The organism is Alteromonas sp. ABH2_165, from assembly GCF_056159945.1.
Window position 1 is genome coordinate 26662 of record NZ_JBSWWF010000001.1, and the last position, 23612, is coordinate 50273.

Here is a 23612-nt window from a genome sequence, read left to right on the forward strand (position 1 = left end):
TAGCAACCCGCCACCGTGGTCCTTCACTGTGGCGGAATAATTTCCTGGCCGGCATCGGTCGGCCAGTTTACACTTTCAAAACCATCACGACATTGCGCATAACAAGGTAGCGCGATAACATCCCGCGTATACCATTCGTTTAACCCGCAGTAACCGGGGACCAATCTATGTCTACACCTACCATGTTAAATAACGTTGATCACAAAGATCTGAAAGTCGATACTCGCCCATCCGCTTTTACGGGTTATCAGGTAAATCGCACTCGGGTTTATGCCTCAGAAGTGAGTGAGTTGCACAAAGAATTTCCGCTGGTGTTTCATAAAGACAGTGAGTCAGGCGACATCCAGATCCACGCCATTCTTGGCCTGAGTAAAGACGAAAACCTGTTCCTCGATGATCATGGCTGGATCACTCGCTATGTACCTGCATTGTTAGGTAGAGGGCCTTTTAGCATTGCCTATCGCGAGTCTGATGATGCCGCACCGCAACCTTTCATTTGTGTGGATACCGATGATCCCCGCATTAACGAAACGGAAGGGGAACCTGTATTCATGCCCATGGGCGGCGAGTCAGGTTACTTGAGCTATGTAAAACGCGCTCTGCAGACTATTGAAGCGGGTACCCAATACAATAAAACGTTGTTTGCGTTGGTGGAAGAAATGGAGCTGCTTGAACACGTTAACATTGAGGTGAAGCTCAGCAACGTGGAACAGGTTAACTTCAGTAATTACTACACGATTAATCAAGACAAACTTAGCCAGCTAAGTGGCGAAGCGTTAGCGCGATTGAGCCAGTTCGGCATGCTTGGGCCGTTGTATTTTATTGTCTCTTCGCTTGCAAATTTCCAGCGCTTGATTGACCTCAAGAACGCGAAGTCATCATTGCTGTAAAGTCCGCAATTTCCTGATAATCACAAACGGAACTCGCTATGGTGCAGGCATCTCAACAGAAAGTAACCGTGTGGGAAGGCATTACGCCGGACAACATTCCTTTTGATGAACTCTTTGCTCTGGATAAACCGGTTATCCTGAAAGGGCTGGTAAAAGACTGGCCGCTGGTTAAAACTGGTCAGCAGGGAATATTGCCTGCTATGCAAATGCTGGAAGAGAATTACAGTCAAAAGCCCATGCTTGTTTACCGCGCGCCCGCTTCCATAAAAGGGCGCTTTGGTTACAACGACAACTACACCGGTTTTAACTTCGCCGCAGAACGTTCAACGATTCCCTCTGTGCTCGACATCATTCGCAATGAGCTGGATAAAGAAGAGCATGAATATCTGTATGTCAATTCGTTAATCCTCAACGAGGGCTTTCCCGCATTAGCGGCCTCTCACTCGCTGGCTTTTAATCATCCTGAATTCGAGCAAAATCAGGTGCTGGCCAAAATCTGGATTGGCACCGAGTCGTTGGCAGCCTGCCATTTCGATCAACCCAAAAATCTCGCTTGTTGTGTGCTGGGAAAACGTCGTTTCACCCTGTTTCCACCAGACCAGATTGAAAACTTATATCCCGGTCCACTGCATCCAACACCGGGTGGTCAGGTAGTGACGATTGCTAACCTCGCTGAGCCGGATTTTGAAAAGTTTCCTCGCCTTAAAACGGCGCTGGAAAATGCCTGGATTGCCGATCTCGAGCCTGGTGATGGACTGTATTATCCGAGTATGTGGTGGCACGAGGTGACAGCGTTCGAGCGTTTTAACATTATGGTGAACTTCTGGTGGATGACCACAGAGCGCTATAAAGGCAATCCGATGGATGTTCTGTTAAATGGCATGATGAGTCTACGCGACAAGCCTGAAGACGAAAAGCGTGCATGGAAAGCATTGTTTGATTACTACGTATTCGGTGAAGGTGAAGTGGTGCGTGAGCATCTGCCGCCTGAATGTCAGGGCGCGCTGGGTGAGATGACCGAGATAAACGCCCGCCGTCTGCGCGCCATGTTAATCAGTAACCTAAATCGATAAGGAGCCAGACATGACTTCAGCGACGAAGACGCGTGTTGTTGTCGCCGGTGGTGGTACTGCTGGCTGGTTAAGTGCCTTTAGTTTGGTTACCCGACTGGGAAACTTGCTTGATATTACGCTGGTGGAATCAGAGCAAATCGGTACCGTTGGGGTAGGCGAAGCAACCATTCCAACCATGCGCAATTTCCATCAGTTAATGGGCATCGATGAGCGAGAGTTTATGTCGGCCACACAGGCCACGTTTAAGCTCGGCATTGAGTTTGAAAACTGGGGGCAGAAAAACGAGAGTTACATCCACTCATTTGGCGAAATTGGTCAACGTGCCTGGATGGCTGAATTTCATGCTTTTTGGATGGCTGCCCGCGACAGTGGATTGAACGACAGTTTAGATGATTACTGTCTGGAATTGAAAGCGGCGAAAGCCGGCAAGTTCGCCCTCGCCGCAGGCAAGAAGCCGGTTAATTACGCCTTCCATTTAGATGCCACCGCTTATGCTGCTTGGTTGCGCAAAAAGGCAGAAGCCGCTGGCGTTAAACGGGTAGAAGGTAAAATTAACAATATCGTTGTTGATGAGCAAAGCGGAAACATCCGTAGTCTGGAATTAGACAATGGTGAATGCGTACAGGGTGACGTTTTCATCGACTGTACTGGTTTCCGTGGCTTATTAATCGGCGATGCGCTTGGCGTGGAGTATGAAGACTGGAGCCATTACTTAGCAGCCGACAGCGCCATTGCTGTGCAGACTGAATCACCAGAACCACCGCGGCCTTACACCCGTGCGATTGCCCACGATGCTGGCTGGCAATGGCGTATCCCCTTACAAACCCGCACGGGTAATGGCATCGTTTATTCCAGTCGTTTCCTGAGCGACGAAGATGCTGAAGAAACCTTACTGGCCAATCTGACCGGGAAACCCTTAACAGAACCCCGTCGCATTAAGTTCAAAACCGGCCGCAGAGTAAAAACCTGGCACAAAAACTGTGTTGCCATTGGTTTATCGAGCGGCTTCTTAGAGCCTCTTGAATCTACCAGTATTCACCTAGTGACCACGGCACTGATCCGGCTTATGAAATTATTTCCGTTCTCGGATAATTTCGGAATATTAGCCGAAAGGTTTAACCAGGAATCGGCGGTTGAACTTGAAACTATCCGTGACTTTATTATCCTTCATTATCATCAGACTGCGCGCGATGACAGTCCGTTCTGGGACCATTACCGGACTATGGATATTCCGGATTCTCTCAGACACAGAATGACCATTTTTGCTGAAAATGGTTATGTCTGGCCGGACGACGTGTCGCTGTTCAGAGTGGATTCCTGGATTCAGGTGATGATGGGGCAGGGCTTACAGCCAAAGCAATACCATCATGCAGGCAAGATGCTGGCACCCGAAGGATTAAAAAAACAGTTAGCCGCTTTGAAGCAACAAATTGAAAACCAGGTGGCACAGTTGCCACCTCATGAGCAATTTATTCAAAAATATTGCCCGGCAGGGAAGGTGGGTTAATTTTTTCAGGAGCCTGAAAAATGACTAACCGTGTTGTGATTGTAGGTGGTGGAGCCGCGGGTTGGCTTACTGCTGGTATCCTTGCTGCAAAAAATGGCATCCATTCCGGGTGTACCAATCCTGTTCATATTGAGCTGGTTGAATCACCCAATGTAAAAAACCTCATGGTGGGTGAGGGAACCTGGCCTACCATGCGCGACACGCTTCGACAAATCGGCTTATCTGAACAAGATTTCATGCGATTTTGTAACGCGGGCTTCAAGCAAGCTTCAAAGTTCGTTAATTGGCAGTATGGTAATGGCGAGCATTATTATCATCCTTTCACAGCGCCAGCTGGCTATGGTGCCGTCAACTTATCCAGTCATTTTGTAAAGAACCGTCCCGGTGCAGATTTCGAGTCCATGGTATGTGCTCAAGGCGCAGTATGCGAACAGAATTTGGCGCCGAAAACTCTGGTCATGCCTGAATACGCCTTTGCGATGAATTACGGTTATCACCTGAATGCCGGTAAATTCACCGAAATGTTGCGTTTACACTGTACGCAGAAACTGGGTGTGGTACACACGCTGGGTCATGTGGAAAACGTTAATGGCGCAGCGAATGGTGATATTGCCTCTCTGACGCTAGATGATGGACGTCAGATCGACGGCGATCTGTTTATCGATTGCAGTGGTTTTAAAGCATTGCTACTCAACGGCTTTTACAACATTCCCCTGGTAAGTAAACGGGATCAACTTTTCAACGATGCCGCATTGGCATTGCAAGTGCCTTACAAAGATGACACCGCCCCCATTGCTTCTGCAACCGTTGCAACGGCACAGCAACATGGCTGGATTTGGGATATCGCCCTGTCTAGCCGTCGCGGGATCGGGCACGTTTTCTCCCGTCAGCATTGTTCTGAAGAACAAGCTCGGGAAGCGCTAATGAACTATGTCAAAAGCGATCCGCATCTTGATGCCAACGGCGCAGAGCCGCGTTTGATCACGTTTGAACCCGGCCATCGCTCAACGTTCTGGCACCGTAACTGTGTGGGTATTGGGGTGTCTGCTGGTTTTGTTGAACCTCTGGAAGCCACCGCGTTGGTGCTGGTTGAGAAGTCCGTCGAGTGGATCAGCCACCAGTTCCCTCGTTGCCGCAATGCAATGACAGTATTAGCGAAGCGTTACAATGAGATGACTCACAAACGGTGGGAAGAGATCATCGATTTCATCAAGCTACATTACGTGTTGTCTTCTCGTGACGACAGCGAATACTGGCGTGCTCACCGGGAAGGCGCGTCTATTCCGGAGAGCCTGAAAGAGTCACTACTCTTGTGGCAAACTCAGCCACCTTGGTTGTACGAAACCGATCGCCGATTAGAATTGTTTTCTTCTGCCAGTAAGCAGTATATTTTGATGGGTATGCAGGCAACCTGCAGCGATGCTTGTGTAGGACTGAGCCAACATGAAATGCGAGTGGCAGATAAAGCGCTAGGCGGTGTACAGCGCGCCACAGCAGAATTGCTGGGGTCGTTACCCTCCAACCGGGATTATCTCACCCGGCTGGCTGGTAAAGTGCAGGAAAATGCCCGCGCTAGCGCATAGCTTTACCTAACTATTCTCGCACCGTCGCGCACGCGGATGGCCCGACTGGACAACACCAGCTCCCGCCGAACGGGAAAGCTGATGTTTCTTGCAAATGAAAACATAAAACCCTCCCTTTTCTTCGCTAATGTTTAGCAACTGTTAGTGACAGCTACTTTGTGCACCGCCAGCCGGTGCAATCTTTGCTTTCGCCGCCTGCCATAGATTACGTACTATCAGACCGCCTAGCACGACCGCACACAAGGCGTAAATTGCACTTACACCTTCACCGTGAATATGGGCACCTTCACCGGTCGGGATTAGCGTTTGTAAGTTGAAGGCATCCACAGCGAAATTAAGTAAATAACCAAGACCGATACTGGCGGTAAGGATACAGAATAGATAAATGACCAGTGAGCTTCTGCCCAGTTCACGGCCAATCATGCCCATGGTAGAAATGTTGGTGGCCGGGCCGGCTAACAGGAACACCAGGATGGCACCAGGTGAGAGGCCCGCTGACAAGAAGCCAACCGCCAATGGTGTAGAGGCTGTGGCACAGATATACATGGGCACACCAATTAGCGCCATCACCAGCATAGCGAGGAACCCGTCTCCCCATTGCGTTAAAAATGAAGTGGGAACCCAGGTCTGAATAGCGGCAGCAAGGCCTAAACCCAATAGTAACCACAGGGTGATATCTTCGAGCAGCTTGCCCGTGGAGAATTTCCACACCTGCACCAGTTTGCTTTCTTGTTGAGCGGCCTGCGTAGACGTGCCACAACAACTGGATTCGGCTTTCACCGTTTTTGTTTGCTCAGTGCGACAACAGGATGATGCCGCAGGTTCCGGCGTTGGCGTTTTCGAACTACAACAACTTGTCACTTCCGGTTTGGCCGCTTTTTCACTGCTGCAGCAAGATGCAGTCGCCTGTTTTACCGGCGCTTTTTCTGACGAGCAGCACGACGATGTCTGCGCTTTCTCAGCAGGCTTTTCGCTGCTGCAACATGACTCAACGGGCATTGCCTTTGTGGAATCATCGACAGCTTTCTGTGTGATAGTGTCTTCCTTCACAAACCATTTCACCATCATACCGGTGTAAATGGCGCTGAAGATGGCGGCGAAGGGGCGTACGATGGCGAATACCGGGCCGAGAAGGGCGTAGGATACAGAAATTGAATCTACCCCCGTTTCTGGCGTCGATACCAGAAAGGACGCGGTTGCCGGTTTAGATGCACCACTACGGCGTAAACCCAGTGCAGCTGGAATAACGCCGCAGGAACATAGGGGTAAAGGCGCACCAATTAAAGCCGACTTTACCACCGCCCCGGTGCTATTTTTGCCCATGTGTTTTTGCAACAGGCTAACAGGTACCAATTCGTGCATGATACCGGCGACCAGTAGGCCCATTAATAACCATGGGGCTGACTCCATGAACAGGCCAAAGAAGTTGGTAAGTAAAAGCGTAATGTCATTCATAACGGTTTTTCAGAGTCCAGAAGTTGTAAAATGGTACAGTGTTGGGTGCTTTTTGGGCCGCCATCACACAAATCGTTCATTTGCAGGAGCGACTGACGAATACGCTCCAGTTCATTAATTTTAGCTGTGACTTGCCGCAACTTTTGTTCGGTGACTTTCTTTACCTCGCCACAGGTGTGCGTATCCGGGTGCAGTTTCAGCTCCATGAGTTCGCTGATTTCATTCAGTGTGAACCCCACCGTTTTGGTACGTTGAATAAACAAAAGCTTTTCCACATCATCTGCAGAATACAGCCGGTAACCTGCATCAGAACGTTCGGAAGGGGTGAGTAAGCCTTTGCTTTCGTAAAAGCGAATGGTGTCGTTACTCAGGTCAGTCAGGCGCGCCAATTCGCCTATTTTCAGCAAGTCTGATTTTCTCATATTGCCTACTATAAACCCTGGAGTTAACTCCAGAGTCAAGGGTTTGCGATAAAATCAGTGAAAAAGGCCGATGAATTAACTAATTTGGGTGTACTGCTTCTTTAGCTTATCCGGCAGATAAGCCAGGGTGGTGTTGTAACCAATCTCGAAAAGAGCTTCTTTATCGATATCGTTAGCATCAAAGTCTACGGCAGAGACCTCGCCGGTATCCACTAGAATCGTGTGGTGCCAATGTTCAGCGTGCACGTATTCCCGTGACAAAGCAGACATGAAGGTTCTGATGAGCAGCATGACATAGGTGGGCAGAGCAAACCGCGCTTTCTTGTTTAACGGCTCTTTTTTCTGTCGACTTTGCAGGCGGAAACACACAGAGGGCGTACCATCCTGCTGCCAGTCGCGGAACAGGGCATCTTCCGAAAGGACGGCACCATCTACCAATAGTTTGTCGCCAAATTGCTTGAAAGAGAAAATCAGTGGAATGGACATGGAAGCTCGCACAGCAGCAGACACGTGCACATCGGGGGTAGTTTCTTTATTGAATAAAGCCGGGCCGCCGCCGTTTACGTCGGTGGCGAGAATATGCAAGGGGTATTTGAGCGACGCAAAGGTGGCACCGTCCAGCTGTTCATCGAGCCATTTTTCGAATACGTCGCCAGAGGCCAGCCCGCCCTCGCGCAGCAAACGCCACAGAGAAAAATCGGCAAACTGCCGGAAGTCGGTATTCAGCGCCAGGTGCTTCATTTCTGCAACAGAAAAGCCTTTGGCGTACATGGCGGCAATAATGGAGCCACCGGATACACCCACAATGGTTTCATGTTTTACGTTGAGATCGTCGAGGGCTTGCAGAATACCAATGTGAGCGGGTAGCCGAGTACCGCCGCCAGAGAGGATTGGAACGATTTGTTTAGGATAAATTCTGGATACTGACATACACCATCACCTTTTATGCCTCACTGTTAAACATAGTCCAGTAAGTCAAAAGGTGATAGTGTTAGTCGTCGAAAAGGTATTTAGAAAAATACTAAGCGCCAGCGCTGTGTGCCAGAAACTCTTCGTAAGTGCCTTCGAAATGATTGATTTTCTGATCTTTAATTTCAATGATCTGGGTGGCCAGTGACGAGACAAATTCGCGGTCGTGGCTGACAAAAATAACCGTGCCGTCGTAGTGGAGCAGGGCGTTATTCAATGCTTCGATAGATTCCATATCAAGGTGGTTGGTCGGTTCATCCATCACCAGCACATTGATATCCTGTAGCATCAGCTTACCGAACAACAGGCGGTTTTTCTCACCACCAGAACACACGCTGACCTTTTTATTAAAGTCGTCAGAGCCAAACAGCAGACGTCCCAGCATGGCTTTAACCTGCAGATCATCGTGCTTTGGTCCGCGCCACTGACTCATCCACTCGAACAAAGTGAGATCGTTGGCGAAGTCACGGTTACTGTCCTGTGGAACATAGCCCACGGCGGCATTCTCTGCCCACTTCACCACACCTTCGTTGGCGTCCAGTTCATTGATAAGACATTTCAGCAGGGTGGTTTTACCGGCACCGTTCTCACCGATAATTGCCAAACGTGCGCCAGCTTCCAGCAACAGGTTGCCGCCACTGAACAAGGGTAATTCTGGGAAGCCATGACCAAGCTCTTCTAGCGTGATTGCCAGTCGGTGTAGCTTTTTATGTTGTTTGAAGATGATGTAAGGCTTGCGGCGGCTGGACGCTTTAATCTCATTAAGCTCAATTTTTTCCAGACGCTTAGCCCGGGAGGTTGCCTGCTTAGCTTTAGACGCGTTAGCCGAGAAGCGAGCAACGAAGCTTTGCAGCTCTTCAATTTCTGCTTTCTTCTTATCATTTTCATGATGAAGTTGCTCAAGCGCTGCCGCAGCGGCTTCAGAGAAGTCGTCATAGTTGCCCGGATAAATACGTAACTCGCCGTAGTCAATGTCAGCCATGTGAGTACATACTGAGTTCAGGAAGTGGCGATCGTGGGAGATGATAATCATGGTGGACTTACGCTTGTTCAGCTCTTCCGCCAGCCAGTTGATGGTGTAAATGTCCAAGTTGTTGGTAGGTTCGTCTAGAAGCAGAATATCCGGCTCCGCGAACAGTGCCTGAGCTAACAGCACACGCACCTTTTTGCCCGGGGCGACTTCTTTCATCAGACCAAAGTGATAGTCTTCTTCAATGCCTGCAGAAATCAGTATGTCGCCGGCACGGGCTTCGGCGGTGTAGCCATCCATTTCAGCAAACTGTACTTCCAGATCGGCCACGCGCATGCCGTCTTCTTCGCTCATGTCTGGGTTGCTATAAATCTCGTCGCGCTCACGCTTTACTTCCCACAATTCGCGGTCGCCCATGATCACAGCGTCAACCACCGACATTTCTTCAAAAGCAAACTGATCCTGACTCAAGATCCCAAGCTTCGTACCTGGCGCCATCGACACATTGCCCGCTGTCGGCGTGAGTTTACCACTCAGGATTTTCATGAAGGTGGATTTACCACAGCCGTTGGCACCAATCAGGCCGTATCGGTTGCCATTACCAAATTTGGCGGAAATGTTTTCAAAAAGCGGCGCGGAGCCAAACTGCATGGTGATATTGGCGGTGGTAATCAAAATTCTTTCCCAGAAGCTGAACAGATAAATGAAACACGGTGTGCGTGCAGGGCCGCGCAATATAAAGAATCGCGCCCGTTATGTCGAGGGTAAATTGGTTAAATGTCGCGCAGATTACAGCGCTGGCGGAAAACAACCCTTCCATCGGTTTTTAATGAAATGAATTGTTAATGCAATGAAAATATTGTTGATCTTTATTTTACCCTCAATTAATGTAATGAAAGCGCTTTCATTCAGGGGTGCTTTCTTTTTATTTGAATTTGTAAGCGCTTACAAAAATGCGGTTCGACGCCTCCACTCGGCGGAACACAACTTATAATTAATCGATCAGGGCTGAAAATAATGACTAAGAAAATCACGCAACTCTCGCGGTTAGCGGCCGCGATATCGGTCACGACCCTTGTTGGGTGCGGTGGGGGCGCCACAACAGACACCGATATCAACATCGTTGATACCACGCAACCAGTGACAGATTGGGAACTGGTATGGAGCGATGACTTCGACGGAACAAGCATCGACGATAGCAAGTGGACCCATGAGGTTAACTGCGCTGGCGGCGGTAATAATGAATCGCAATGTTACACCGACAGTGATGCCAACTCTTATGTTGCGGATGGTGCGCTGCACATTGTTGCACTGCCAGCCGAAGAGGGGGCGGAAAAGCCTTATACTTCAGCCCGACTCGTTACGCAGTACAAAGCAGATTTTAAATACGGCCGTTTTGAAATGCGCGCAAAGCTGCCCTCTGGTCAGGGAAGCTGGCCGGCATTCTGGATGATGCCCACCGACTCTGTTTATGGTGGCTGGCCCCGCAGTGGTGAAATCGACATCATGGAAGCGGTGAACCTGAAAGCCATGGATGCTGACGGCAACCCAGAAGCAAACATCCACGGTACCCTGCATTACGGCAGCGAGTGGCCGAACAATAAGTACAGTGGCAAGGCGTATAAATTACCAGATGGTTCCAACCCGGCTGATGACTTCCACACTTATGCCGTGGAATGGCAGGAAGGGGAAATTCGCTGGTATATGGATGATTTCCTGTACGCCACACAGCGAAAATCAACGGTGCGCTACAACAGCAAAGGCGAAGCAACAGGCCTGGCGCATCGTGGTTGGTACACCGAATACTTCGATCAGACCAGCGGCGAATTACAGAACTACTATAACAATGCCCCATTCGATCAGGAATTCTTCATGATCCTAAATCTGGCGGTGGGCGGCGACTGGCCATCTAACGTGAATGAATTGGGTATCGATGCGGAAGCCTTCGCCGAAGGGCAAACTTACGAAATCGACTATGTACATGTTTATCAGTGTTCGGCCAACCCGGATACCGGTAAAGGCTGTGAAACTGTACGTCCGGGTTATGCCTCTACGGACGATGCGCTGGTAGAAGGTGAAGCGCCCATTCCTTCACCACCTTCCAGCGGTGTGGCACAGAACCTGACCATCTTTGGTGGTACCGATAATCCAAACTGGCCAGCCTGGGACTGCTGTGGCGGTTCCACTCCTGCCATCGTTGATGATGCCGAAAAAGGCAGCGTTTACGAGTTTTCAATCGGTGCAACGCCAACGGTAATGGGGTTCGTCAGTCGTAGTACCTTTATTACCGATCCAAACGGCCAGGCAACCCCTTTTGACGGTGCGCCTATGGTGGAAACCGGCAGTGTGAAGTTTGATTTAAATGTTACTTCATTACCTTCAGACGCCAGCGCAGCCTGGTTGTTTAAAATTGAAAGTTCAGAAGGGTCTACTGCTGTAGAGCTGCCACTGGCTACCGGTTATGTTGGCCCGAATGAAACGGCTGGTGACACGCCGGAAGAAGGTGTGTGGGAAACTTATGAATTTCCGCTTTCCATGCTCGATGAAGCCGGGCTGGATGTGAGCGCCATTGACGTCATTATGGTGTTCCCTGCCTGGGGCGCGGGTGACGGAGCAACTTACCGCCTGACCAACGTGGAAATCTCAGCACAATCCAGCTACCCGGAACTGGTGATTTTTGAAGATGCTATGAATCCCAACTGGCCAATGTGGGATTGCTGTGGCGGCTCAACGCCCACAGAAGAAATGGATGATGATGCCCACGGCCTGACTGCTGAATTCCGTATTGGTGCCGATCCAACGGTAATGGGCTTCACTACCCGCTCTGCCGACGGTGGTGGTGACACCCCGTTTGATGCCACTGCACTGGCTGATGGTGGCTTACTGCAATTTGATATGCGTGTTGTGAGTTTGCCAAACGATGCCTCTGCCGCCTGGTTGTTTAAAGTGGAATCTAACGGAGCTTCTACGGCCATTGAATTACCCATCACTGAAAGTGTGGAAGGGGAAGCGCCGGTTGAAGGCGAGTGGCAAACTTACACTTTCCCCATAGCTGACCTGCAGGCTGGAGGTCTGGATATCAGCGCCATCGACGTGATCATGGTGTTCCCGGCCTGGGGCGCCGGTGAAGGTGCAGCTTACCGTATCGACAACATGAAGCTCTATCACCCGGATGCCGGTGCGGCTGCAGGTTTAACGCTGTTCGCTGATACTGCAGCGGACATGTGGAGCGCGTGGGATTGCTGTGGCGGTTCAACTCCGACAATCGAAGCCGATGATGATGCCCATGGTGACGTAGCCGAATTCCGCATTGGCGGTACACCAACGGTAATGGGTTTCCTAGCAGACGAAGATGTGTCATTTGATGCCTCAGCACTGCTTACCACAGGGGCTGTTCGCTTTGAAATGAAAGTGACTTCTATGCCTGCTGACAGCACAGCCCCCTGGCTGTTTAAAATTGAATCTACCGGTGCTGCCACTGCCGTTGAGTTGCCGCTGTCGGAAAGCCTTGAAGGCCTCGATCCGGTAGCCGGCGAATGGCAAACCTATACCTTCCCACTGCAAACGCTGTCTGATCTTGGTCTCGATGTTTCAGACATTAACGTAGTAATGGTGTTCCCAGCATGGGGACAGGGTGACGGCGCGGTTTACCGCATCGATAACGCAGAAATTGCAGCACAATAACAAAGCCTCCGGCGAAGCCAGGCTGGCTCGCCGGAACAATTGATTATGATGAGTAGGTCAACTATGAAAAACAATACATTTAAAAAGACCCGGGTCGCCACATCAATGGCTTTGTTACTGGGTACAACAAGCATGTTCAGCGTGCAGGCACAGGAAGCCGAAGTCGTTGCTGACGAAAGCATGGAAGTCATTCAGGTTAAGGGGATTCGCGGCTCACTGATGCGTTCTCAGGATCTGAAGCGTAATTCAAGCGGTGTCGTCGATGCCATTTCCGCTGAAGAACTGGGTAAATTTCCAGATACCAACCTGGCAGAAGCGTTACAGCGTATCACCGGTGTGACCATTAGCCGTGCAAACGGTGAAGGTAGCCAGATCACAGTGCGTGGTTTTGGCCCTGAATTTAACCTTATCACCCTGAATGGTCGTCAGATGCCTGGCACCGGCTTCACCCGTTCTTACGACTTACAGAACTTGTCTTCGGAAGGGGTAAAAACCCTGGAACTGCAGAAAACTGCACGGGCTGAAAACCTCAGTGGTGGTCTTGGCGCAACGGTGAATATTCTGACTATGCGCCCCATGGACAACCCAGGCCAGCAATTCTCGGTATCGGCCAAAGGCATTATGGACACCTCTAATGAGGAAGGCAGCGACATTACGCCGGAAGTGGCAGGTGTGTTCACTAACACGTTTGCCGACGATATGTTCGGCATTGGGCTGTCGGTTTCTCACCAGGAACGGGATTTCCGTCAACAGTCCGCCAGTATTCAAGGGTGGGTACAAGTGCCTGATGCAGATCTGCCCGAGCTTGACCCGTCAATGGTGGTAGATAATCGTTCTGTTATCACCGATGCGGCATTCTTTCCTAAAGATCTGAACTTTGGCTTTGCCGATGTTCAGCGTGAACGTACCAACGCACAGGTCACGTTCCAGTTCCGTCCTACCGATAATTTCACGGCAACCGTGGATTACACCGCATCAGACGCCGTCACCGGCACCAACAGCTTTGGCTGGGGGATCTGGAATAACTTCGGGCCGAATATCAATGCTTATGAACTGGACGAAAATGGTACCGCATTGTATGCGGATATTGCCGGTGACGACGGTTCTGCTACAGCCAGCCGTAACACCACCGAAGTGAATGCCCGCTCTCTGGGTGTGAACCTTGAGTGGCAAATTACCGATGACTGGGAAGTGTCAGTGGATTATCACGACTCCTACAATCAGATTGATAACGGTAAGGACAAAGGGTTGGGCGGCAGTGGCCAGGTCATTCTTGGTTCCGATCAGTTGATCTCCAAGGTGTATGACTATCGGGAAGGTGATATTCCGAGTTATTACATCAACTGGAATAACGGCACCAACGAGCTGATGCCCAGTGAAATAGATTCTAACTTCAGTCAATTTACCCGTAATCAGGGCCGTTCGGACATTGAACAGCTACAAATCGACAGTACCTGGTACAACTCGGTTTTCGACAGTATTCCACTGGTGAAAGTCGACTTTGGTTATGCCCGTACCGAACAGTCGTTGGGTGCAACTGATGCCTGGGGTGGTTTGCGAGGTGGACCTGGCTTCAGCCCGTCTTATACTGAAATTTTCCCGGACAGCATGTTTACCCGCCATGACACTGCTGATTTCCTTGATGCATTCAGTGGTGGTGGTGATGCGCTTAATCCGAATTACTTTTACACCTACAGCTTTGATGAAGCGATCACCCGACAGTTGGCTTACCTTACGGCGGACGTGACCGGTGACAGTAACGTTTACTCCATCGATCCTTTCTTTAATGCGCCAACGGTGAATTTCGTCGAAGAGATCACCGATTCCGTTTACGTACAAACAGAGTGGGATTTTGATATTGGTGATTTCTATGTGCAGGTGAATGCCGGTGTGCGCTACGAAGAAACTGAAGTGCCCAGTTCCGCGCAGGTAAGGGTGCCTACGCAGGTGAACTGGGTAGCCCCTTCAGAGTGGATCACTGAATATCAGTCGGAACTTATCCTGCAGGATTTCACCGGTGAATATAACATTTTGCTGCCCATGTTTGACATTAAAGTGGATGTGACCGAAGACGTGGTGGCCCGTTTCTCATGGGGTAAATCGATAACCCGTGCGCCTATTGGCTTGCTGCAAGGGGGTCGTTCGTTCAGTGGTAGCCCGAAAATTGGTGCTCGCACAGCGTCTGAGGGCAACACCAGCCTGAAGCCTTACGAGTCGCAAAACCTCGACTTGTCACTGGAATGGTACTACAGCGAAGATAGCTATGCCTCTGTGGGCCTGTTCCGTAAGAAAGTGAGTGAGTATATCGAAACCACGGGGGGCGATCAGACCTTCGAAGGATTACAAGATATTTATCAAGGACCGCGCTGGAACGAAGCGGTAGCGGCCCTGCAAGCTGATGGTGTACAGGCCACAGACAGTGCCATCTTCCAGTATTTCCAGGATAACGGCTATGCCAATGCGGAGGGTGTGATTGAGCCAAATGCGGATGATCCACTCATCACATGGCGTGTGACTAAACCGCGTAATTTGCCGGATACCCGCACGGTGGATGGTATTGAACTGGCCGTTCAACATACCTTTGGCGAAACCGGTTTTGGTGTGGGCGTAAACGGTACATTAGTCGACGGCGATGTGACTTACGATCCGTACATTCTCGAAAGTGGTCAGAACCCGCTGGTGGGTATTGGTGATTCTGCCAACTTCCAGGTGTTCTACGAAAAAGAAGCGTTGTCGGTAAAAGTCACTTACGCCTGGCGTGCAGGTTATCTGCAAGGCATGGGGCAGGCACAGGGTTCCGCCGATGTACCACCCACACAGGCTGATTCATTTGGCCAGTGGGATTTCAGCATTAACTACGATTTCAACGAGCAGTTTACCGTGTTTGTTGAAGGCGTGAATGTAAACAACGAAACCGAACGAGGCTACGGGCGCTTTGAGGAGCAATTCCTTTACGCACGCCAATATGGACCGCGTTATACACTGGGTGCTCGCTATACCTTCTGATAGCTGATAACACTAATAACAAGAGCAACCTGACGACTTGGGGCTGCATGGGAAACCATCGCAGCCCTTTTTTATTGTGAATTTTTCTTAGGCGTTTTTGTGTATTAAGGCCCGACCACTTGATGGTAGACTGACGCCGAATTTTGCAGGAATGATAGATATGATGAAAAGTGGTGTCTCGAAAGCTGGGCTGGTGATAGTTTTGGCTTTAATTGTGGGGTTGGCGAGCTGTAAATGGATGCCAGAAGAAGCCCCTTTACTGGCTGATTCCACAAACACATTGACCGCCAAACCGCTACCTCCGGAATTCTTTGTTCAGCATGTTGAGCCTGTACTCACCCACCGCTGTGTAGTTTGTCATGCCTGTTACGATGCCCCTTGTCAATTGAAAATGTCCTCCGCTGAAGGACTTGCCCGAGGTGCCAATAAAGAGAAAGTGTATCAGGGCACAAGGCTAACGGCGGCCACGCCAAACCGGTTGTTCATCGACGCGCAGAATGTGGATGAATGGCGCAAGCGGAATTTTTTCACCGTGTTGCCCGAAACGGTGGAAACCGAAGATTCGCCGCCTACGCAAACCTCAGTGCTGGCGCAAATGCTGCTGTTGAAGCAAGCACATCCGTTACCTGAAACTACTCACTTAGGTGAAGGTTTTGATATTAGTCTGAACCGACCACAGCAGTGCCCCACATTGGATGAAATGGGGAGTTACATTGCCGAACAACCGTTAGGCGGCATGCCTTATGCGCTACCAGGACTGACCAACGAAGAGCAACAAACGTTGATGCGCTGGCTACACAATGGCGCACCTTTACCCGAAGCTCAACCTTTGCCTGTTGCACTGTTGAAGCGTGCCGATAAATTCGAAGCCTGGCTGAATGGCAACTCGAACAAAGCGCAGCTTTCAGCCCGGTATATTTACGAGCACCTGTTTACGTCGCACCTTTACTTTGAAGAGCTCTCTGAAGAAGGCGTGACGCCGCAGTTTTTCAATCTGGTACGTTCGCTAACACCGCCCGGTGAGCCGCTGGATGTGGTGGCAACCCGCCGTCCCTTCGATCATCCTGGCACGGACAGAGTGTGGTATCGCCTGCAGCCTGTAACGTCAACCATCGTGAGTAAAACGCACCAGCCTTACGCAATCAATGACGACTTGATGGCGAAATGGAACGCATGGTTTGTCGAGGCCGAATTTGACGTGCCGGAGCTTCCTTCTTATAAACCCGAAGTGGCCGCGAACCCGCTTACCGCCTTTACCTTAATGCCGGTAAACACCCGCTACCGTTTTATGCTGGAGCGCGCGCAAAATACCATTATGGGTTACATCAAAGGGCCAGTGTGTCGTGGTCAGGTGGCACTTAACGTGATTAATGACCGCTTCTGGGTATTCTTTGTTGATCCCGAAGTAGCAACGTCTGAAAAGTTGAATCGCTTCTATGCGTCGCAAAAAGAAAACTTACACCTGCCAGCAGAGCAGGAGTCAACCGCACTGGCCGTAAGCTGGGTCAAATACGCTGAGCATCAAGGCGATTATCTTCGCGCCCGCACTGACTTTATGAATGATACCTTCCAGCAGGGACAACATTTAAGTCTTAAGAGTATCTGGGACGGGGATGGCAATAACACCAATGCCACCCTAACCGTATTCCGACATTTCGACAACGCCACGGTGGCGAAAGGGCTGGTGGGCGAGCCCACCAAGACGGCATGGGTTATTGATTATGCCTTGCTAGAGCGAATTCATTACCTGCTGGTGGCCGGTTTTGATGTGTATGGAAACTACGGTCATCAGCTGATGACCCGGTTGTATATGGACTTTCTCCGTATGGAAGGTGAGTCGAACTTTCTGGCGTTGTTACCACCACAAACCCGTCATCAACAACTGTCGGAATGGTACCAGCAGGCGGGGCCGGAGTTGACTGATTTCATCGAAGGCGACATCAATAGCTTTGAACAGGATACCGGTATCGAGTATTCCACCGATACCCCCAAAGCCGAGCTTTATAGCATGCTTAAACAAGCCCTTGAAAACGTACAGCCCAAAAGCAGTAGCCTGCGCAGTAACTGGCTGTCAGACGACCAACTGGCGCTTTTAGGTAGTCTGGATACGTTGTCACCGGAGCAGGCTACCATCCTGCCAGAAATTACCATGCTCATGGTTCGACCGGACAACGGCGAAGGTGAACCTGAAATGTTCACCCTTTTGCGAAATAGTGCGCATTACAATGTCAGTAGTTTGTTTGAAGAAGACGAAAACCGTAACTACGGTCAGGATTCGGTTACCTTGGTACAAGGTTTATTAGGTAGCTATCCTGATGTGTTCTTGCAGATAAATGCGTCAGAGGTGCAGAACATGGTAGCGAAAGTAAAACGGATTAAATCGGAGTCGGATTACGAAGCGTTTATCACCGACTATGGCGTAAGACGAACTAATCCGGCGTTCTGGCAATTTAGCGATGAAGTGATTCAGTGGGCGCTAAGCCGTTACCCCATTGAAGGTGGACTGCTGGATTATAACCGGCTGGAAGATCGCTAAGATTCAGAAACAAAAATGGGGCGTGTTACAGACACGCCCCATTTTTTGTTAATTGCAATTAACCGTATCAACGGTTTCTGTTGGCGGTAGCAAACGGATATCAGCCAGGCTAACCGCGCCTTTTCCTGAGGTGCTAACGGTAAGTCCCGTTGTGATTGCAGATATTTCTAACGTATTGGAAACGCAGGAAAGTGGGATGCTGATAGTTTCCCAGTCTGTGACTTCTGAGGCTTTAAGCGCAAAACGTGTATCACAGCTCTCAAACGAGTCACATGCAACTGAAACATAAGCGGGCTGGGTAAACGCTTCTGTGACAGCGTAGCTAACGTTCAGTGCATAGCCGCTGAGAGACGCTGCAGCATTATTGGGCGCGCTGTTATCATCCCGTTGAAAAGCAACGGCCGCAGGCGCACTACCATCAAAAGTCACATTGATGGCATCTTCCTGAACTACCTTATCTACCGTTCGATAGCTTACCGAACCCAATGATTGGGCTGCAGCGGATACCCGTTGTGACTGATCGCCGGAATGTAGAGAAAGTGACCATGGCGCGGATACACCACCAACCAGAATGTCGATAGTTGAGTTTTCATTACTTGAATCTGTAGAGAAATTTTCATCTAAATTATCTGGAAGCACATTTGCATCTTTGTATCGCAAACCAAAACCATATGGCAGCAGAGGCGTGTAGTCTTCATCGCCCATATTCACAATTTGCGAGCCGGAAGCAGGCCACGAAAAGGGCAGGGTGCCGTTAAAATCCTGCTGGCCGAATAACACATCCGCCACCGCCGCGCCTTCAGAGCCCGGTAACCAGGCGGCGACAAACGCATCGGAGGCATTAAGTTCTGGGTTGACCCACATGGGACGGCCACTAATAAAGACTGAAACCACCGGAATGCCGTCACTTTGCAGTTGCTTTAACAACGCTAAATCTGTTTTACCTTCGGGCTGGTAAACCAGTGTGTCGCGATCGCCAACACCTTCGGCATAAGGTTCCTCGCCAAATACGACAATAGCCACATCCGGTTTTTCGGTGTAACTGCCATCGACTGACAGCCTTACTTTACCGCCTGCGGCGTCGACCTGAGTAGCGATACCGTCATAAATGGAGCTACCGCCGGGGAAATCGTCGTTGGTATTGTTGGTGCCTTGCCAGGTAATGGTCCAGCCGCCGGATTGTTTGCCGATATTGTCTGCACCGTCACCGGCAACCAGGATCTTACTGCTCGCGTTTAGTGGTAGTAAGTTGTGCTTATTCTTCAGCAACACCAGTGATTCACGCACGGCCTGACGCGCTACTTCCCGGTGTGTTTCGCTGCCAATCAGTGACTTGTTACCTGAAAGCGGTCGTGCCGCCGGGCTTGGTTTATCAAATAAGCCCGCACGAACTTTAACCCGCAGGATTCGGCGCACGGCATCGTCTAAACGAGCGGCATTAACGGTGCCATCTTTTACCTGTGCCAGGGTGTTTTCATACAGGGCTTTCCAATCTGAAGGCACCATGTAAATATCGAGCCCAGCGTTAATCGCCTGGGCACAATTGTCATTAGTGCATCCTGCAATCTGACCGTGACCGTTCCAGTCGCCTACCACAAAGCCGTCGAAACCCATGCGATTTTTAAGCACATCGGTGAGCAGGTACTGGTGGCCATGAAGCTTTTTGCCGTGCCAGCTGTTAAACGATGCCATCACCGATTGCGCGCCAATGGTAAGGCCACCCACGTAGCCCTGAGCGTGAATATCAAATAGGGCTTGTTCAGTAGCGATGTTGTCGCCCTGGTCGTCGCCCTTTACTGTACCGCCATCGCCAACGAAGTGTTTTACGGTACTGATCACTCGCTCGTCACCCAGGAAATCATCGGCATCAGCATGGCCTTGCAGCCCTTTTACCACCGCCGCCGCGTAAGCCTTAACGATGTCAGGATTTTCTGAGTAACTCTCATAGGTTCGGCCCCAGCGATCGTCACGGACTACGGCGACGGTTGGCGCAAATACCCAATCGATGCCCGTGGCCATGACTTCCTGCGCGGTGATATTCGCTATTTTTTCCATTAACGCCGGGTTGTTTGCTGCACCCAAACCAATGTTGTGGGGAAACAGCGTGGCACCGACCACATTATTGTGGCCGTGCACCGCATCTGTTCCCCACATGGTTGGAATCGTTGAGCCATCCAGGCTGTCATCAACAGACGCCTGATACATGGCTTCTGCTAAATTAATCCATTCTTCTGGCGTGGCATGTTTGTTATCGCCGGGGAAGGAACCACCGCCATTGAGGTAAGAACCGAAACCATAACGGCGCATGTCCTCTACCGTAACACTGCGGATTTCTGGCTGAATAATTTGCGCTACTTTTTGTTCAACGGTCATCGAAGCCAAAATGCTGGCAACTCGCTTTTCTACAGCAGGGTCCTGCTTCACTGCAATATCCAGCTTTGGCCATATCGTTGTGGTTTCTGATTGTTGAGCAGTGGTTGTTTCGGGTAATTTCGCGCAACCTGATAACAGCGCGCTGGCAATCAGAGCGGAAAGTAGTTTTTTACGCATGGGTGTCCTTCCAATTAAAATTTGAAAGCGCTTACATTTCGGTTTACTTTTGTTTTGAAAGTGCTTACATTTTTTAACATGATAATTACATGAAGTGTGAGCGAGTTCAATAGTCTTTGTTTTAGCAGCCGCAAATGGACGATGGACAGATAGTGATTAACTGATCATTCCGCTCTCATTGCGGTGGAGTGTGAAACACTGGTTCGAAAAGGCTTTTCTAGGTACATTACTGTTAAAATATAACCAGCAAAATAAAACCACTTACTTAAGAAGCAATTATGGCTACCATCTACGAAGTCTCTGAGGCGGCTGGCGTGTCGCTGGCAACGGTTTCCCGGGTAATGAACGGGAATGCCAGGGTGAGTGAGCGTACACGTCAGAAGGTGCTGGATGCCATGGATGCGTTGGGATATCGACCAAACGCTATTGCGCAGTCTCTGGCCTCCAATCGCACGAACAGTATTGGTTTATTGGTTTCGGAGCTGCATGGCTCTTACTTTGGTGAGCTGATGAGCACCATTGAGTTCATCCTTAAAAAGCACGGTAAACACGTGATCATTACGGCTGGACATGTGGAAGAGCACAGAGAAACAGAAGCGATAGACTTCCTGACCAGTCGTCGTTGTGATGCCCTTATTCTGCACGCAGAAGCAGTTTCGGATGATTATCTTACCAAACTCGGTAAGAGTGGGGTGCCGGTAGCGGTTGTAAACCGTAAAGTGGAAGGCATGGAAGATCAGTGCTTTGTTGCCGACAACGAAAATGGCGGCTACTTGGCCACCAAAGCAGCTATCGACAACGGGCACAAAAGAATCGGATACATCAGCGGCCCGTTGTTTAAGCAAGATGCCACCGAACGCTTAAATGGTCATTTGCGGGCGCTGAACGATGCGGGTATCGACAACGAGCCCACGTTGCTTTTTGAGGGCGACTATCATGAATCCTCTGGACAAGACGGTTTCGCCAAGTTGTTTAGCGACAATGCAGACCTTTCTGTGCTGGTATGCGCAAACGATGAAATGGCATCGGGTGCCATGACAGCTGCCAGGGAAGCGGGCCTGACTATTCCTGACGATCTCTCCGTCATTGGCTTTGATAATGTGCTGTTTTCACGTTATTTGCACCCTAAGCTCACCACCATCAACAACCCGGTACATTCCATGGGGGAGATGGCGGCTGCTTGGATCCTGGAAAATGTTTACGACATTAAATCTTCCGAGCCCATTGTTCATGTATTCGAACCTGAACTTATAGAGCGGGACTCGCTTGGGCCGCTTTAGTCCGTTTAGTCGGGTCTCTCCCACGCTGCGACATACGCTGATTGTTGCCATTGGTGGATTCATTTTTGGTTTCGACGCCAGCGTTATCTCCGGAGCTATTGGTTTTATCGATACTGAGTTCGGTTTGACTGAATGGCAGCAGGGTTTCGTGGTGAGTTCACCTACCTTGGGAGCGTTGTTCGCCATGTGCTGCGCTGGTGCGGTGAGTGATGTGATAGGGCGGCGAAAAATGCTCATATTCATTGCCGCACTCTATTTCATGTCGTCGTTAACGTCTGCCATGTCGGTAAACTACACCATGCTGGTTTGCGCCCGCTTTGTCGGCGGTATGGCGTTCTGTTGCTTACTCATCGCGCCCATGTACATTGCTGAAATCAGCGCGCCGTTCCATCGTGGGCGAATGATCTCGGTGAATCAGCTCAATATTGTGCTTGGTTTCGCCGTGTCTTACTTCAGCAATTTCATGTTTTTACAAGTCAGTAGTAGTGAGGCTCAGTGGGTTCAGCAGTTAGGCATTAATGACCACGCGTGGCGTTTTATGGTGGGCATGGAGGTGATACCAGCGGCGCTGTGGTTTACGCTATTGTTCACGGTACCACGAAGCCCTCGTTGGCTGATGCTGAATAATCGTCATGAAGAAGCTCGCCAGGTCGCTCATTCGCTGTTCGACAGCGAACAGGCTGAAAAGCAGCTCGCCGCCATCGGCGATTCATTGGAGCAGAAGAGTTGGCAATGGCGGGAACGGCTGGGGTTCCTACTGACACCGAAAATGCGCTTTCCTTTACGTATCGGGCTTATTCTAGGCGTTGCGCAGCAAATTACCGGAATCAATGTCATTTTCTTCTATGCGCCAACCATATTTGAACATAGCGGTGTCGGTACCGATGCAGCCTTTATGCAGGCCATTTTTATTGGTCTGGTGAACATCGTTTTTACCGTAGTCGCCATGGTGACCATTGATCGCTGGGGTCGAAAACCGCTGCTGATCACTGGCTTGTGCGGCGTGCTCTTGAGTATGTCGGTGTGCGCGTATGGCTTCAAACAGGCAACATACAAGCTGGACAGTGTGGAGGTAGCTGAAATTTCCCTTGGCTCAGCTGAACTGCAGTCGGCGCTGACACCACTGGAAGGTATTGCATTTGATTCTGATGTTGAATTCAAGCATGCACTGCGCAGCGCGCTAGGGGATGAGTTGTATCACCACTATCAGCGTACGCTTTTGAGTAAAGGCATCGACATGAATGCCCCGCTGGTATTATTTGGCATTATTGCCTTTGTCGCCTCGTATGCCATGTCACTGGGGCCGGTGATGTGGGCCATGCTCGCTGAAATATTTCCCAACCAGAGCCGAGCACTCGCTATCTCATTGGTCGGCGTAGTGAACTCCCTTTCAAGCTTTATGGTGCAGCTTCTGTTCCCCTGGGAGTTGATGTATTTGGGAGCGGCCCTGACATTCACTTTGTATGGCGCTTTTGCGTTTATTAGCCTGGTGTTGGTTATCAAAATATTCCCTGAAACCCGGGGGCGGACACTAGAGCAAATAGGGCAGGGTTTGTAACCTTTTCCACTCTCAAGCCAGACGCAAGGCCCCTGTAAACTCTACAAAAATCATGCGAATTTTTCTGACCACCTGGTTGATATAAAACTGCGATTTTTATGTAAGTGACTGAATATTATAGAAGGTATT

The 23612-nt window shown here is 50.1% G+C and carries 14 protein-coding genes; 9 read left to right on the forward strand and 5 right to left on the reverse strand.

Annotated elements, in window-relative coordinates:
• Nucleotides 1-167: 167 nt before the first annotated feature.
• The 4 genes from ACXAFQ_RS00075 to ACXAFQ_RS00090 are packed head-to-tail and all read left to right on the forward strand — an operon-like array spanning nt 168 to nt 5053.
• Complete coding sequence (locus ACXAFQ_RS00075; protein WP_474817578.1) at nt 168-890, forward strand: SapC family protein; 723 nt, start codon at nt 168-170, stop codon at nt 888-890.
• Nucleotides 891-928: 38 nt separating this feature from the next.
• The gene (locus tag ACXAFQ_RS00080) at nt 929-1963 is read left to right on the forward strand and encodes a cupin-like domain-containing protein (RefSeq protein WP_474817579.1); all 1035 of its coding nucleotides are present in this window, start codon (nt 929-931) and stop codon (nt 1961-1963) included.
• Nucleotides 1964-1973: 10 nt separating this feature from the next.
• Entirely contained in the window at nt 1974-3470 is a 1497-nt protein-coding gene (locus ACXAFQ_RS00085) for a tryptophan halogenase family protein (RefSeq protein ID WP_474817580.1), read from the forward strand.
• Between the two features lie 20 nt (nt 3471-3490).
• Entirely contained in the window at nt 3491-5053 is a 1563-nt protein-coding gene (locus tag ACXAFQ_RS00090; RefSeq protein ID WP_474817581.1) for a tryptophan halogenase family protein, read from the forward strand.
• A 141-nt stretch (nt 5054-5194) separates the two neighbouring features.
• Here the strand turns inward: ACXAFQ_RS00090 and ACXAFQ_RS00095 are convergent, their stop codons facing one another.
• From ACXAFQ_RS00095 to ACXAFQ_RS00110, 4 genes are all read right to left on the reverse strand, one after another.
• Nucleotides 5195-6508: an SO_0444 family Cu/Zn efflux transporter gene (locus ACXAFQ_RS00095; protein WP_474817582.1), complete on the reverse strand. Its 1314-nt coding sequence runs from the start codon at nt 6506-6508 to the stop codon at nt 5195-5197.
• Nucleotides 6505-6930 (reverse strand): Zn(2+)-responsive transcriptional regulator, encoded by a 426-nt coding sequence (gene zntR, locus ACXAFQ_RS00100; RefSeq protein ID WP_474817583.1) that lies wholly within the window; start codon nt 6928-6930, stop codon nt 6505-6507. The genes ACXAFQ_RS00095 and zntR overlap by 4 nt, the downstream gene beginning before the upstream one ends.
• A 75-nt stretch (nt 6931-7005) precedes the next feature.
• Nucleotides 7006-7860, reverse strand: a complete 855-nt coding sequence (locus tag ACXAFQ_RS00105) for a patatin-like phospholipase family protein (protein ID WP_070127375.1) — start codon at nt 7858-7860, stop codon at nt 7006-7008.
• 91 nt (nt 7861-7951) lie between these two features.
• A complete protein-coding gene (locus ACXAFQ_RS00110; RefSeq protein WP_474817584.1) occupies nt 7952-9544 on the reverse strand; it encodes an ABC-F family ATPase in 1593 nt (530 codons plus the stop codon).
• 342 nt (nt 9545-9886) lie between these two features.
• Here ACXAFQ_RS00110 and ACXAFQ_RS00115 point away from each other — a divergent pair, with 342 nt between their 5' ends.
• The 3 genes from ACXAFQ_RS00115 (at nt 9887) to ACXAFQ_RS00125 (ending at nt 18095) form a co-directional block, all read left to right on the forward strand.
• Nucleotides 9887-12553 (forward strand): family 16 glycosylhydrolase, encoded by a 2667-nt coding sequence (locus ACXAFQ_RS00115; RefSeq protein WP_474817585.1) that lies wholly within the window; start codon nt 9887-9889, stop codon nt 12551-12553.
• A gap of 63 nt (nt 12554-12616) precedes the next feature.
• Entirely contained in the window at nt 12617-15559 is a 2943-nt protein-coding gene (locus ACXAFQ_RS00120) for a TonB-dependent receptor (protein ID WP_474817586.1), read from the forward strand.
• Between the two features lie 160 nt (nt 15560-15719).
• The gene (locus ACXAFQ_RS00125; protein ID WP_474817587.1) at nt 15720-18095 is read left to right on the forward strand and encodes a fatty acid cis/trans isomerase; all 2376 of its coding nucleotides are present in this window, start codon (nt 15720-15722) and stop codon (nt 18093-18095) included.
• A gap of 48 nt (nt 18096-18143) precedes the next feature.
• On the opposite strand, the gene ACXAFQ_RS00130 is transcribed toward ACXAFQ_RS00125, so the two are convergent.
• Complete coding sequence (locus ACXAFQ_RS00130; protein ID WP_474817588.1) at nt 18144-20645, reverse strand: glycoside hydrolase family 3 protein; 2502 nt, start codon at nt 20643-20645, stop codon at nt 18144-18146.
• Between the two features lie 278 nt (nt 20646-20923).
• On the opposite strand from ACXAFQ_RS00130, the gene ACXAFQ_RS00135 reads away from it, so the two are divergent.
• Nucleotides 20924-21925: a LacI family DNA-binding transcriptional regulator gene (locus ACXAFQ_RS00135; protein WP_474817589.1), complete on the forward strand. Its 1002-nt coding sequence runs from the start codon at nt 20924-20926 to the stop codon at nt 21923-21925.
• A complete protein-coding gene (locus ACXAFQ_RS00140) occupies nt 21912-23483 on the forward strand; it encodes a sugar porter family MFS transporter (RefSeq protein WP_474817590.1) in 1572 nt (523 codons plus the stop codon). The genes ACXAFQ_RS00135 and ACXAFQ_RS00140 overlap by 14 nt, the downstream gene beginning before the upstream one ends.
• Nucleotides 23484-23612 lie beyond the last annotated feature (129 nt).